The following is a 13,759-nucleotide window of genomic DNA, read 5'->3' as shown; positions in this document are numbered from 1 at the left end:
GACCCATGCGCATCTCCACCGCCGGGCTGTACCAGCAGGGTCTCGCGTCGCTCATGCGCCGCGAGACCGACGCCGCGAAGACGCAGCAGCAGCTCACCACCGGCAACAAGCTCGCGCGCGCGGCGGACGATCCCGCCGGGGCCGCGCAGGCGCAGCGCCTGGACCACGCGCTGGGGCGCCTCGCGGAATACGGCAAGAGCGCGGGCCTGCTGCAGGGTCGCCTGGAAGCGCAGGAAGCCGCGCTCAGCGACGCTACCGACTACCTCGACCGCGCGCGCGAACTCACCGTGCAGGCGAACACCGGCACGATCTCGGCCGAGGATCGCAAGATCATCGCCGCCGAGATCCGCCACCTGCGCGCGAGCCTGCTCGACGTCGCGAACCGCGGCGACGGCAACGGCCGTGCGCTGTTCGCGGGCCAGCGCGACGGCGTGACGCCGTTCTCGCAGGCCGGCGGCGTGGTCGCCTACAACGGCGACGACGGCCGCAACCGCGTGGACGTCGCGCCGGGACTGGCGGTGGCCGACACCGATCCCGGCAGCGACATCTTCATGCGCGTCGCCACCGGCGACGGCGTGATCCGTGGCACGCCGGGCAGCGCCAACACCGGCACCGGCGTGATGCAGTCCACGCGCGTCACCGATTCGGCCGCCTGGGCCGGCCGCAACCTCACCCTCGAATTCACCTCGCCCACGGACTGGCGGGTGATGGACGGCACGACGGTCGTGGGCAGCGGCACGTATGCCCCGGGCGACGCCGTCGACATCGCTGGCGTGCAGACGCGCCTGACCGGATCGCCCGCTGCGGGCGACAGCTTCGCGCTGCAGCCCTCCCCGCGTCGCGACGTGTTCGCCACGCTGCAGTCGCTCGCCGACGCGCTCGAGGCCCCGGCCACCACGCCGACGCAGAAGGCCACGCTCGCGAACGCGCTGGCGGGGTCGCTGTCGGACATCGCCTCGGCGCAGGAGCACTTCGTCGGCGTGCGTGCCTCCACGGGCTCGCGGCTCGCCTCCATCGACCAGTCGGCCGACGACCGCGCCGAGTCGACCGTGACCCTCAAGGCCACGCTCTCGGGCCTGCGCGACGTCGACATGGCGGAGGCCGCGAGCCGCCTGAGCCTGCAGCTGACGGCCATCGAGGCTGCGCAGAAGACCGTGGTCCGGGTACAGTCGCTGTCCCTGTTCGACAAGCTGTAAAGTCCGGACGCATGCAGACCCCGACAACGCGGCGACGCCCGGCCGCCCTTCCGGACGCACACGCATGACCGAGGCGCGCACCGCCGAGGGCGACGGCATGTACGAGAAGTACATGCTCCACCACCCGGCCGACATCCGCGGCTGCCTGAAGCAGCTCGTCGAGAAGCACTGCGTGCTGCTGGTGCACGCCGCCGGCACCGAGAACGCCGTCAGCGTCGCGCTGGCGGTCGGGCCCGGCAGCCTGTGGATCGACGTGCCGCGCGATGCCGCGCTCACCGCGCAGCTGCTCGCCGCGGACCGCCTGCGCTTCGAGAGTTCGATCGACCGGATCACCGTCCGCTTCGCCACCGGCGCCGCACGCGAGGCCAGCCACGACGGCCTGCCCGCGCTCGAAGTCCCACTGCCAGTGAAGGTGATGCACCTGCAGCGTCGCGAGTACGTGCGCCGCGAGCCACTCGGCACGATCTCCTGCCTGCTGCCGACCCATGCCGACGGCGGCGCGCGCCGCACCATCCGCGCCGGCATCGCGGACATCGGCGGCGGTGGCCTGGCCGTGCTCACCAGCGACGACAGCTCGCTCGACCTCAAGTCCGGCGACCTGTTTCCCGACGTCACGCTGGAGCTGCCCGACCAGGAGCCGATGACGGTCACCCTGCGCGTGCAGCATGCACAGAAGGTCGACCAGCACGGCCGGCGCGTCTGGCGCGCGGGCTGCAGCTTCGTCGACCTGACGGTGGGCGACCAGGCGCGACTGCTGCGGTACGTGATGCAGCTGGATCGCCTGCATATGGCGAAGATGCGGGAATTCTGAGAACCGCTTCTTCGTTCGTCGCAGCTGCAGTCCTTTGTCTGCTCGCGAATTTCTGAAGCCAAAGCGTTTCGTGCGCTTACGCGCCCGAGTCACTTTTCTTTGCTGGCACAAAGAAAAAGTCACCAAACGAAGGTGCCGTTCCCGAGTTCGAGCAACGCTCGCGACCGGAACGGTCGGGCGCCGCATGCACACTCGGCATCCTGCCTCGGGTGCATGCGACGCACATCGATGTGCGCCGCCCTCCGGGCCGGACGCTTGGCAGGCTGTCGAAGAGCGACTGTCGACACCTCGGCCTTCAGGCGTGACGCCTGACGCCTGCACATATTCGCGCACGCGAACGGTTGGCTGCCTCGTGCTTCCGCGCGCCGAGCGCTGCGCAAGCGCCGCTAAAGTTTTCCCTGGCCGCGCCGACCGCGCGTGCACGGCCAGCGCGACCTTCATCACGTTCCCGCAAAAAAGTCCTTGACGCATGCAAGCGGCCTAAAGGGCGCCACGGCAGTGCCGTTACTCCTCACAGCAGCGGCGAAGGCAATCCCGCCGAACCCTGCAGAAACCGGCTCGAAAGGCTTTCGCCGCCCCGCCGGATCCTCTACCAGGAGACAAGCAAATGTCCGTCATCAATACCAACGTGATGTCGCTGAACGCGCAGCGCAACCTGTCGACGAACAGCGCCTCGCTCGCCACCAGCATCCAGCGCCTCTCGTCGGGCCTGCGCATCAACAGCGCCAAGGACGACGCCGCCGGCCTCGCGATCTCCGAGCGTTTCACCACGCAGATCCGCGGCATGAACCAGGCCTCGCGCAACGCCAACGACGGCATCTCGCTCGCGCAGACCGCCGAAGGCGCCCTCGGCGAGATCGGCAACAACCTGCAGCGCATCCGCGAGCTGGCCGTGCAGTCGCGCAACGCCACGAACTCGCAGGACGACCGTGACGCGCTGCAGAAGGAAGTCTCGCAGCTGAAGTCGGAAATCGACCGCGTCGCGAACACGACCACCTTCAACGGCACCAAGCTGCTCGACGGCTCGTTCACCGCGCAGGCCTTCCAGGTCGGTGCGAACCAGGGCGAGACGATCACCGTCGCGTCGATCACCGATGCGAACATCGACCAGCTGGGTTCGTGGACGTCGAAGGCGACCACGACCACGACCACGACGTACGCCGGTTCGGCGTCGGGTACGGGCGCGGACTTCAGTGCGTTTGCAGGCATCGCGGCCGGCGACTTGACCATCAACGGCGTCGACATCGGTGCCATCGCCGCCGGTACCGACAACAGTGGCGTCATCGCCGCGATCAACGCCAAAACGTCTTCGACCGGCGTCACCGCGTCTGACAACGGCGGCCAGATCAAGCTCGACCTGAGCTCGACCACCGCGCAGAACCTCGTGATCGGTGGCGCGTCGGGCAACCAGGCGGCCACCGAAGCGGCCCTTGGCCTCACCTTCGGCAGCACGGCCGGCACGGGTACGACCGCGACCACGACGACCGCCGGCTCGGCCCAGACGGGTTTCTCGACCCTCGACATCTCGACGGTCGACGGCGCCGACAACGCGATCCTCGCCATGGACGCGGCGCTGAAGTCGGTCAACGGCGCCCGCGCCGACCTCGGTGCGGTGCAGAACCGCTTCCAGTCGGTCATCTCGAACCTCAACACGACGTCCGAGAACCTGACCGCCTCGCGCAGCCGCATCCGCGACGCCGACTACGCCAAGGAGACCGCGGAGCTCTCGCGCACGCAGATCCTGCAGCAGGCCGGCACCGCGATGCTCGCGCAGGCCAACCAGGCGACGCAGGGTGTGCTGAGCCTCCTGCGCTGATCCAAGCAGCGTAGGAAACCCCGCCCGGGACGCGGTCCGCCGCGTCCCGGGTGCTTCCGGATGAACGACGATGACCGACATCGCATCCGTCAAACCCGCAATGCCCGCCGCCTCGACGCCCGCCGCCGGGGTTTCGTCGTTTCAGGGCCCCACGCCCGCACCCGCGCCGCCGTCCACGCCCGAGCGCCTGCAGCAGCAGCTCGACGAGGCCATCGCCGACAGCGACACCTCGCTGCGCTTCCGCGTCGATCGTGACGCCGGCCGCATCGTCGTGGCGGTGCTGGACCATTCCGGCGCGCTGATCCTTCAGATCCCGAGCGAAACCGCGCTCGCCATCGCGCGGCGCCTCGCCGCCACCGGCGCGCTGCTCGACATCCGTACCTGAACGACGCGGCTCAAGCCGCACGCAAGCCGGTCGATAACGTCCCCGGGAAAGCGCCGCGCCGCGGCTGTCCGGAGGATGCATGGCCACGATCTCAGGCGGTTCGATGATCGACGTCAACACGCTCGTCAGCCAGCTGGTGGCCGCCGAACGCGCGCCGACCGATACCCGCTTCAACAAGATCCAGACCACGACGCAGGCGCAGATCTCGGCGTTCGGGCAGATCACGAGCGCGCTGTCGGGCCTCGACGGCTCGCTCAAGCGCTTCGACGGCGAAGGCGCCCTGCCCGGCCGCAAGGCGACCGTCGCACCGGATGCCGGCTACGCCGCCAGCGCGGGCACCAAGGCGCGCATCGGTAGCTACTCGATCAGCGTCGAACGCCTGGCGACGGCGCACAAGCTGCAGTCCGCGCCGCTGGGCGCGTCGACGCAGCTGGGCTACGGCCGCATCAGCGTGCAGGTCGGCAGCGGCACGGCGGTCGACGTCGACATTCCGCCGGGCGGCGGCACGCTCGCGAAGATCGGCGACGCCATCAATCGCGCGCTGTCCGGCAAGGGCGTGAGCGCGACGATCGTGCACGGCGACGACGGCGACGTACTCACGCTTGCCGCCACGGCCACGGGCACCGCGGGTCGGCTCACGGTCACCACCAGCGGCGGCGACGGTGGCCTCGCGGCGCTCGCCAGCAGTGGCGGCACGATGACCGAGGTGTCGCAGCCGGTCGACGCGAAGGTGGTCATCGACGGCGTCACGCGCACCTCGAGCTCGAACAGCATCGCCGACGGCCTGGACGGGGTGACGCTCACGCTCACCAAGGCCGCGCCCGGGACGACGTTCAAGCTCGACGTCGCGAACGACTCCAGCACGCTCAAGGCGCAACTGCTCACGTTCGTCAGCAGCTACAACACGGCGCTGTCGCAGATGCGCGCGCAGAGCGCGGTCGGCGCGGGCGGCAAGGCCTCCGGCACGCTCGTCGGCGATTCCGCGCCGCGGTCGATCATGCAGGGCCTGCGCTCCACCGTCGCGGCCAGCTACGGCGAGCTCGCGAAACTGGGTTTCAAGACCGCGGTGGACGGCTCGTTGAGCCTGGACGGCACGAAGTTCGACACCGCCATCGCCGCCGATCCCGCGGCGATCGATCGCCTGCTCGGCAGCAACGGTACGCTCGGCAAGACGCTTCGCGGCGCGATGTCGTCCTACGTCGGCAGCGGCAGCATGCTCGATTCGCGCACCGAATCACTCAACAAAAGGCTCAAGGATCTGGGTCGGCAGCGCGATAACTACGAGGTACGCATCGAACGGCTCACCGCGCAGTACCGCACGCAGTTCTCCGCACTCGATGCGATGGTGACCCGGCTGCAGAGCACCAGCTCCTACCTGTCGCAGCAGCTGGCCTCGCTGTCGTCCTCCTGATCGAATTTCCGAGCATCGCCATGAGCATCCACGCCTACGCCAGCCAGTACCGCCAGACCGCCGTTTCCAGCGCGGTGCTCGATGCCGATCCGCATCGCCTCGTCGCGCTGATGTTCGCCGGCCTTCGCGAGCGCCTGCAGCTGGCGGCCGCGTGCATCGATGCCGGCAACGTCGCGCGCAAGGGCCAGGCGATCACCGAGGCGTCGACGATCGTCGGCCACCTCGACGGCTCGCTGAACATGGAGGCTGGCGGCGAGATCGCACAGAACCTGTCCGCCCTTTACGACTACGTGCAGCGGCGCCTGCTCGACGCGAACATCCACAACGACACCGCGGCCCTGCACGAATGCGACGGGCTGATCGGCGACATCCAGTCGGCATGGGCGGCGATCGCGCCGGGCCCGGCCGAAACCGCGCGCATGGCGGGAGCCGGCGCGTGACCGTCGAGGTGCCGGCACTGCCGGTCGCGGCCATCCGCACCTGCATCGCCGCCGGCGATTTCGACGGCGCCAACGCGCTGCTCGCCACGCACGAGGCGCAGCTCCGCGCCTCCTTCGACACCGGCTCCGAGGCCGAGAAGGGCTGCCGCCAGGCGTGGCTCGAGCTGCTCGCCGCCCAGCGCGGCCTGATCGAGGAGTTGCGCAATGCCCGCGACGACGCGGCACGCGCGCTCGATCGCATGGGCCGCGACCGCCGCGCGGTGAACGCTTACTTGCAGGACGCCGGATGAGCGTCGAGGTCGCGCGCGAATCGCTGTTCGGCGAGTCGATCGCCAGCGAGGACACGCGACCGCTCGCCCTGCTGGCGCCGTTGCCCGAGGCCCGCCAGCGCGCCGCGCTCGCGCGGGCCGAGACGCTGATGCGCGCACTCGCGCTGCTCGACGAGGCACGGGGCGACGAGCCTGAGTCGACCGATGGCGACCCCGCGCTGCGCCGGCTGGAGTCGAAGGTGGACCTGCTGGTCGGCATGGTGGGCGCGCTGCTGCAGCGTGACCAGCCGGTCGATCCCGTGCGCGCGCTGCACTGGTCGGCGCGCGGCGCGATGCTCGAACTCGACGACGCTCCGGTGCCTTCGCCGGGCGACGCGGTCGCGCTGCGCTTGCAGCCGTCGGACACGCTGCCCGAGGCACTGGTGCTGCCCGCGCACGTGCTGGCGGTCGAATCGGTCGGCGACGGCCGCCGCGCCTGGCTCCGCTTCGATCCGCTTCCCGCGGCGCTCGAGGCGCTGCTCGAACGCCATCTGTTCCGGTTGCATCGCCGCGCCGTCGCCGAGCGTCGCCGCCAGCGCTGAGCGCGTTGCGGCTTGGCGCACTACCGTCGCTCGGCTAAGGTGCGGACGACTTCCGACCGGGCCTTCGCCGCGTGCGCGTCCTGATCTGCGACGACCACAACCTGATCCGCGCGGGGCTGCGCCGGCTCGTCGAAACCTTCGACGACATAGAGGTGGTCGCCGAAGCATCGAGTGCGGATGAAGCGGTGGCGCGCGCGCAGGCGTCGCAGCCGGACGTCGTGCTGCTCGATCTGTCGATGCCCGGCCGCAACGGCTTCGACGCGCTCGACGACCTGCGCCGCACGAACCCCGGCGTCGCGGTCGTGATCATGTCCATGCACGACGACACCGGGCACGTCCGCGAGGCGCTCGCGCGTGGCGCGCGGGGCTTCGTGGTGAAGGAAGCGGCGCCGGCGGAACTCGAGATCGCACTGCGCGCGGCGTGCTCCGGGCGCATGTTCCTGAGCCCGCAGGTGTCCGGCGCGATGCTCGCCGACGCGGGCGCACGCATGCGGCGCACCGCCGATCCGTCGAGCCTGCCGCCGCGGCAGCGCGAGATCCTCGCCGCGCTCGGCGCGGGACGCACGACGAAGCAGATCGCCGCCGACCTCGGCATCAGCGTCAAGACCGTCGAAACGCACCGTGCGCGACTGATGGATGCGCTGGGCTGCCGCAACGCGACCGAGCTGGTCCGCGCGGCCGTGCAGTGGAGCGGGCGGGTCGTCGCGGCCGCCCCGCCGAGGCCCGCGGAGCCCTGAGCCGACCGCTCGCATGTGCCGTGGCCGGGCTTGGCCGGTGTTCAGGTACCCGACCGCGCGCCCCGCTGTTCTTCGGACCGATCCGCAGAATCGGTCGGAACTGTGAGCGCCGTCGTCGGGGGACCCCCGACCGCCCTGATATCCCTGTCGCGTGCCTGTCGGGATCGCCCTGATCCGGACCTTGGCACGCATCCTGCAGGATGGCTTGCAGGATTCATGCCGCACTAACAAACGGTCAGGGGGAGGCTCAATGAAGGCGTCGGTCCGCGCGCAGATGTCGCAGTCGCTCAACCTGACGCCGCAGTTGCTGCAGTCCATCCGCCTGCTGCAGCTCACGGCGCCGCAGCTGGAGATGGAGCTGCGCCAGGCGCTCGACCGCAATCCGATGCTGGAGCTCGACGAGGGGGACGAGGCCGGCGAAACGGATGCGGACACGCACGACGCCGCGGCGGACGAGGCGGCCTGCGAGGCGGCAGCCTGGGACGAGCTCCCGGATCCGCAGTTCCTGGGCGGCACCAGCGGCGGCGTCACCGTGGGGGATGACGACGCCACGCAGCGCATCGCGGACGGGGTGTCCAGCGACTGGCGCCTGCGCCTGCTCGACGAGCTGCGCCTGGACTGGAAGGCCGCCGACCTCGCGCTCGCGGCCTGGTGGCTCGACCGCACCGCCGACACCGGCCTGCTCGAGGGGGAGCGGGCCGTGCTGACGGCGGACGGCGTGGCCGAGCTCGGCGTCGACGCGCGCACGCTGGAGATCGTCCGCCAGCGCCTGCTGCATGGCGACTGGGCGGGACTGTGCGCCGTCGACGCCGCCGAATGCCTCGGCGCGCAGCTCGACCGCCTGCCCGATTGCGAAGGCCTGGCGCTGGCGCGCCGCATCGTCCGCGAGCATCTCGCCACCCTCGCCCGCCACGACGGCCGCGCATTGGCCGCCGCGCTCGACTGCAGCATCGAGGCCGCCGACCGCGCCGTCGCGCTGATCCTCTCGCTCGACGCCTGCCCTGTGCCGGACGCGCCGTCCCAGGGCGACGACCACATCGTCCCGGACGTCGTGGTGCGCAAGCTCGGCGGCGTGTGGCGCGTCTCGCTCAACGGCCGCACGCTGCCGAAGGTGCGCATCTCGCCGCACTGCGAGGCCGGCCTGTCGCGCGCGCCCGGCGACGTGAGCGCGCTGCGCGGGCTGCTGGACGAGGCGCGCTGGCTGGTCCGCGGCATCGCCATGCGAAACGACACGCTGATGCGCACCACGCAGGTGCTGGTCGAGCGCCAGCAGGCCTTTCTTGAACAGGGCGAGGAGGCGACCGCGCCGCTCACCCTGCGCGAGGTCGCGGACGCGATCGGCATGCACGAGTCCACGGTGTCGCGCATCACCACCGGCAAGTACATCCAGACCCCGCGCGGCACGTTCGAGCTCAAGCGCCTGTTCGCGGTGCGGCTGGAGGGGGCCGAGGTGTCCGGCGCGGCGGTCAAGGCGATGGTCAAGCGCCTGATCGACGCGGAGCCGCCGCACGCCCCGCTGGCCGACGAGACGATCGCCGGCCTGCTGGCCCGGCAGGGAATACGCATCGCGCGGCGTACGGTGGCAAAGTATCGCGACCAGCTGGACATCGCCCCCGCCCGGGCGCGCCAGCGGCCCGCGGCGGCCATCGCGCGATGACGGGGAAGGAGGAGATCCGAATGCTTAGCGTGCTGCTGGTCGACGACCACGAAGGCTTCATCAACGCCGCCGTGCGACACCTCCGCCGACTCGACTGGGTCAACATCGTCGGCTCGGCCGGCAACGGCATCGAGGCGATCGCGCAGTGCGAAGCGCTGCGTCCGGACGTCGTGCTGATGGACCTCGCCATGCCCGAGATGGGCGGGCTGCAGGCCACCCGGCTGATCAAGGCGCAGGACGCCCCGCCCTACGTCGTCATCGCCAGCCATTTCGACGATGCCGAGCACCGCGAACATGCGCTGCGTGCGGGCGCCGATGCGTTCGTCAGCAAGCTCTCCTACATCCACGACGTCATGCCGCTGCTGGAGAAGCTCGCGGGCCGGAACGTGGAGGCCGGAGCCGCCGAATGAGCGAGTCCCGCATTCTGGTCCTGGATGGCGACATGGCGCGCGCCGAGCGCCTCGCCACCCTGCTGGAATTCATGGACTTCACCCCGCGGCTCGTCGCCGACGCCGCGGACCTAGACCTCACGCGCGCGACGGCCAGCGACTGGGTCGCGCTCGTGGTCGGCGACGTCGGCGAACCCGACGCGTGGCTGAAATTCGTCGACTGGCTGTCGCGCCAGCCGCTGCATCCGCCGCTGATGGTGCTGCCGGGCCATGAGGAACGCGCCACGTGGCGCGCGCTTGTGCATCCCGATTCGGTCTGGCCCCTGGACATGCCGATCCGCCGCACGCAGCTGCAGGAAGCGCTGCGTCGCGCGAGCCTCAAGCGCATCGACGCGGAGGAGCGCCAGGAAAAGCAGAGCGTCGGCCCGACCGGCAGCTCGGAGGCGGTGACGCGCCTGAACCGAATGATCGACCAGGTCGCCGGTTTCGACACGACGGTGCTGATCCTCGGCGAGTCGGGCACCGGCAAGGAAGTCGTCGCGCGGACGATCCACGAGCGCAGCAAGCGCGCGGGCAAACCGTTCGTCGCGATCAACTGCGGCGCGATCCCGCCCGACCTGCTGGAAAGCGAACTCTTCGGCCACGAGAAGGGCGCGTTCACCGGCGCGTTGACCCAGCGCAAGGGCCGGTTCGAGATGGCCGAGGGTGGCACGCTGCTGCTCGACGAGGTCGGCGACATGCCGATGGCGATGCAGGTCAAGCTGCTGCGCGTGCTGCAGGAGCGGACCTTCGAGCGCGTGGGCGGCACGCAGGTGTACAGCTGCAACGTGCGCGTGGTCGCGGCGACGCATCGCAACCTCGAGGACCAGATCGCCAAGGGCGGCTTCCGCGAGGACCTGTTCTATCGCCTCAACGTGTTCCCGATCGAGATGCCCGCCCTGCGCGAGCGCAGCGAGGACCTGCCGGAACTGATTTCGGCGATCACGCGCCAGCTGGCCGACAGCGGCCGCGGGCGGGTCTCGCTGACGGGCGAGGCGGTCAACGTGCTCAAGCACTACCACTGGCCGGGCAACGTGCGCGAGCTGCACAACCTGCTCGAGCGCCTGGCCGTGCTGCACCCCGATTCGCAGGTGCGTGCGGGCGACCTTCCCGCGCGCTACCGCGCCGGCGTCGCCGAAATGCCCGTGGAACCGCCCGCGCGCGAGACCGTGCCCCCTGCGCCGGTGCAGGCCCCGCCTGCCAGCGCGGACGCCACGGCGCCGGTGGCGGATGCGGCGACGCTTTCCCCGCGCGCGACGCTGCCGCCGGAAGGGCTCGATCTCAAGAGCCACATCGCCGGCCTCGAGCTGGAACTCATCCAGGCGGCGCTTCAGCAGGCCAATGGCGTCGTCGCGCACGCCGCGCCGCTACTGGGCCTGCGCCGCACGACGCTCGTGGAGAAGCTGCGCAAGTACGGAATCGACCGCGACAGCGACTGACGGCGTAGCGCGAAATGCCGCTTGCTAGGCCTGCCGATCCAGCGGACTCAGCACCGCACCGGCGCCTCGCCCGAGCACATGCGTGTAGATCTGCGTCGTGCCGAGATCCTTGTGCCCGAGCAGCTCCTGGACGGTGCGGATGTCCTGCCCCGCTTCCAGCAGATGCGTCGCGAACGAATGGCGCAGGGTGTGGCAGGTCGCGGGCTTCGCAATGCCCGCGAGCACGCGCGCCCGCTTCACGGCACGCTGCAGCGAGCTGTCGTCCACGTGGTGTCGTCGCATGCGTGCGGTGCGTGGATCGACAGAACGCTGAGCCGACGGGAACACGTACTGCCATCCGGTTTCGCGCGCAGCGGTCGGGTACTTCTTCGCAAGCGCGTGTGGAAGGTGGAACTCCCCCAGGCCGTCCGCAAGGTCATGGCGATGCAGGACGCATGCACGCTCGATCGCGCGCTCCAGGTCCTGGCGCAAGGTGCGCGGCAAGGGCACGCGGCGGTCCTTGTCGCCCTTTCCCTCGCGCACTACGATCTCGTTGCGCTCGAAGTCGACGTCCTTGATCCGTAAGCGCGTGCATTCCATCAGTCGCATGCCCGTGCCGTACAGCAGCGAGGCCATGAGGCGCGTCGTACCGTCCATCGCACCCAACAGGCGATCGACCTCCCCGCGCGACAGCACCACCGGAAGACGCCGCGGCCGCTTCGCGCGTACGACGTCCTGCATCCAGGGCAGCTTCAGACCCAGCACCTCGCGATACAGGAACAGCAGCGCCGCCAGCGCTTGGTTCTGCGTGCCCGAGGCGACGTCATCGCGCGCCGCGAGGTCGGTGAGGAACCGTTCGACCTCGGCGCCACCGAGCTCCCGTGGATGCCTTCGACCGTTCGCGATGACGAACCGGCGCACCCAGCTCACGTACGCACGCTCCGTTCGAAGGCTGTAATGCCGAAGCCGCACGCGTTCGCGAACCAGCTCGAGCAGCCGTTTGCCGGCCGGCGGCGAGGTCGCGCCACCGTGCTCGTCGGAAGGCTCGTACGGATCGCCCAGCCAATGGATGGGCGGCGCAGAACCTCGCCGACGAGAAGCAGGTTCCTGCTCCGTCCGTCGCGGGTCTCGACCTGGATTTCTGGGCAGCGGGTTCGGTCGCGGTAGCTGGGTTCCGGACACCGCGCCGCGCGAGCGTCCACGATCGACCGGCCCGCGCTGACCGTAGCGGTCGTGACGGTCCTCTCGCACCTGCAATCCGAGCCTGCGACCGAGGCCGCGGTAAAGCATTCGCCACGCGTCCATACGTGATAACTCTTGAAGTTCTCAGGAGTGGCCAACCTATCCGTCGTCGCCGAAGACGGCAGTCGGCACTTCTGCTGGCTGGCCGTCGGATTCCTCTGAATCCGATCCGCCGCCTTGCCCGTGCTGCATGGACTCACAACCGGGTTACTAGGGGCCTCGTGGTGGTAACAGCGGTGGGGCAGCGAGCGATACTGTGGCGGCCGATGCAGGTACGGAATGTGGTGCAACGTTGCTAGCCTGAGGCGTTACCGTGGCGCTTCAAGAATCGGATCGGTGTTAGGTTGCACAGCATGTACTTCGGCAAGCCTACAAGAGTAAAGAACGCAGTTTTTGCCGCGCTTAGCTTCTTGCTGAGCGCCCTCATGTTCTACTCATGGGCCACATTCGATGGTATTCCGCCGCGTGCAGAGTTGCAGGCTGCGTCTGGCAAAGTTTCGTGGCAAGAGAGCGGTAGGTACGGCATCCGGTTCCGCCTTGAGGGCGAACCGAAAGCGTTTGACTATGCATCTAAGGGCAACGCCCTGGGTCTTGTTCAAAACAGCCTGTCACGTCGAGACCGCCCTGTCGTACATGTCTTGTACGACCCGAACAGCGCCAGCGGTCCCATATACTCAAAGGACACCTACTACAGCGTATACGAGCTCTCGGTTGCAGGAGAGTCGGTGCGGAGCCACGAGGATATCGCTAGGGCGTGGCGGTCGGACGAGGAAGTAGCGGTGTGGCTTGCCGCGCTGTTCGTTCTAAGCGGCCTCTACCTTTCATGAGCTGCACTTCGGAGCCGTCGGGGTGCAACCTGACAATTCGTCCAAGCCGACGCCGCTTTGCGGCGCGGCTTAACTCAGGTGTTAGGCCTCATGCGGACCATCATTAGGGTCTTGCTTGTCCTGGCGCTACTGGCAGCTAGCGGCTGCGCGTCGCTCGTTAATGGTCCGGATCGCGCGCTCGCCGCTACCGAACTGGTGGGTGTCTACGACTACGGCCATGCCGGATTTGCTGAAACACTCGAGTTGCGAGCCGATGGCTCCTACGAACGCACGTTGCACGGCCACTTGGGGCAAGGCCCCGCCCGTTTTTCCGGAACTTGGCGCATAGAGGGCACCGGCATCGCATTCACGGCTGCAGCCGGGGAGCCTGCGAGTTCCGCGCCAGAGCCCGCAGAAGCGTTCTTCCACCGTCGCCGCCCTGCGTTGGCGCCGCGTCGGCTAATACAATCGGGCACGGTGTCGGATTGGTTTGTATACCGGCCGCGGGTCTCGAAATGAGGCCTAACAATTCGCCCAAGCCGACGCCGCTTCGCGGCGCGGC

Annotated in this window: 14 protein-coding genes; 13 read left to right on the top strand and 1 reads right to left on the bottom strand. The window is 69.5% G+C overall.

The genetic code is table 11. From position 1 onward, the window contains the following. Positions 1-5 precede the first annotated feature (5 nt). The 12 genes from flgL to E4F61_RS00015 all read left to right on the top strand — a co-directional run bounded on the left by flgL (position 6) and on the right by E4F61_RS00015 (position 11,170). The gene (gene flgL, locus E4F61_RS00070) at positions 6-1,196 is read left to right on the top strand and encodes a flagellar hook-associated protein FlgL (RefSeq protein ID WP_133477301.1); all 1,191 of its coding nucleotides are present in this window, start codon (positions 6-8) and stop codon (positions 1,194-1,196) included. Between the two features lie 64 nt (positions 1,197-1,260). Continuing rightward, complete coding sequence (locus E4F61_RS00065; RefSeq protein ID WP_133477300.1) at positions 1,261-2,007, top strand: flagellar brake protein; 747 nt, start codon at positions 1,261-1,263, stop codon at positions 2,005-2,007. A 607-nt stretch (positions 2,008-2,614) separates the two neighbouring features. Next, the gene (locus E4F61_RS00060) at positions 2,615-3,823 is read left to right on the top strand and encodes a flagellin (protein ID WP_133477299.1); all 1,209 of its coding nucleotides are present in this window, start codon (positions 2,615-2,617) and stop codon (positions 3,821-3,823) included. Positions 3,824-3,893: 70 nt separating this feature from the next. After that, positions 3,894-4,208, top strand: coding sequence for a flagellar protein FlaG (locus tag E4F61_RS00055; protein ID WP_133477298.1), 315 nt, complete (start codon positions 3,894-3,896; stop codon positions 4,206-4,208). A 79-nt stretch (positions 4,209-4,287) separates the two neighbouring features. After that, entirely contained in the window at positions 4,288-5,619 is a 1,332-nt protein-coding gene (fliD, locus tag E4F61_RS00050) for a flagellar filament capping protein FliD (protein ID WP_133477297.1), read from the top strand. Between the two features lie 20 nt (positions 5,620-5,639). Beyond that, positions 5,640-6,059, top strand: a complete 420-nt coding sequence (gene fliS, locus E4F61_RS00045; RefSeq protein WP_133477296.1) for a flagellar export chaperone FliS — start codon at positions 5,640-5,642, stop codon at positions 6,057-6,059. After that, a complete protein-coding gene (locus tag E4F61_RS00040) occupies positions 6,056-6,349 on the top strand; it encodes a hypothetical protein (protein WP_133477295.1) in 294 nt (97 codons plus the stop codon). The genes fliS and E4F61_RS00040 overlap by 4 nt, the downstream gene beginning before the upstream one ends. Further along, positions 6,346-6,909 (top strand): PilZ domain-containing protein, encoded by a 564-nt coding sequence (locus E4F61_RS00035; protein ID WP_133477294.1) that lies wholly within the window; start codon positions 6,346-6,348, stop codon positions 6,907-6,909. The genes E4F61_RS00040 and E4F61_RS00035 overlap by 4 nt, the downstream gene beginning before the upstream one ends. Positions 6,910-6,980: 71 nt before the next feature. Then, the gene (locus E4F61_RS00030) at positions 6,981-7,646 is read left to right on the top strand and encodes a response regulator transcription factor (protein ID WP_133477293.1); all 666 of its coding nucleotides are present in this window, start codon (positions 6,981-6,983) and stop codon (positions 7,644-7,646) included. 250 nt (positions 7,647-7,896) lie between these two features. Beyond that, entirely contained in the window at positions 7,897-9,303 is a 1,407-nt protein-coding gene (gene rpoN / locus E4F61_RS00025) for an RNA polymerase factor sigma-54 (protein ID WP_133477292.1), read from the top strand. 14 nt (positions 9,304-9,317) lie between these two features. Beyond that, the gene (locus E4F61_RS00020; protein WP_133477376.1) at positions 9,318-9,713 is read left to right on the top strand and encodes a response regulator; all 396 of its coding nucleotides are present in this window, start codon (positions 9,318-9,320) and stop codon (positions 9,711-9,713) included. Continuing rightward, positions 9,710-11,170 (top strand): sigma-54 dependent transcriptional regulator, encoded by a 1,461-nt coding sequence (locus E4F61_RS00015; RefSeq protein WP_133477291.1) that lies wholly within the window; start codon positions 9,710-9,712, stop codon positions 11,168-11,170. The genes E4F61_RS00020 and E4F61_RS00015 overlap by 4 nt, the downstream gene beginning before the upstream one ends. 24 nt (positions 11,171-11,194) lie before the next feature. On the opposite strand, the gene E4F61_RS00010 is transcribed toward E4F61_RS00015, so the two are convergent. After that, positions 11,195-12,145 (bottom strand): integron integrase, encoded by a 951-nt coding sequence (locus E4F61_RS00010; protein ID WP_238382739.1) that lies wholly within the window; start codon positions 12,143-12,145, stop codon positions 11,195-11,197. Positions 12,146-12,744: 599 nt separating this feature from the next. On the opposite strand from E4F61_RS00010, the gene E4F61_RS00005 reads away from it, so the two are divergent. Continuing rightward, entirely contained in the window at positions 12,745-13,218 is a 474-nt protein-coding gene (locus E4F61_RS00005; protein ID WP_133477289.1) for a hypothetical protein, read from the top strand. The last annotated feature ends 541 nt before the right edge of the window (positions 13,219-13,759 follow it).

It is taken from the genome of Cognatilysobacter segetis, assembly GCF_004359965.1.
Lineage (GTDB): Bacteria > Pseudomonadota > Gammaproteobacteria > Xanthomonadales > Xanthomonadaceae > Cognatilysobacter > Cognatilysobacter segetis.
This window is presented reverse-complemented; position numbering and strand designations above follow the sequence as displayed.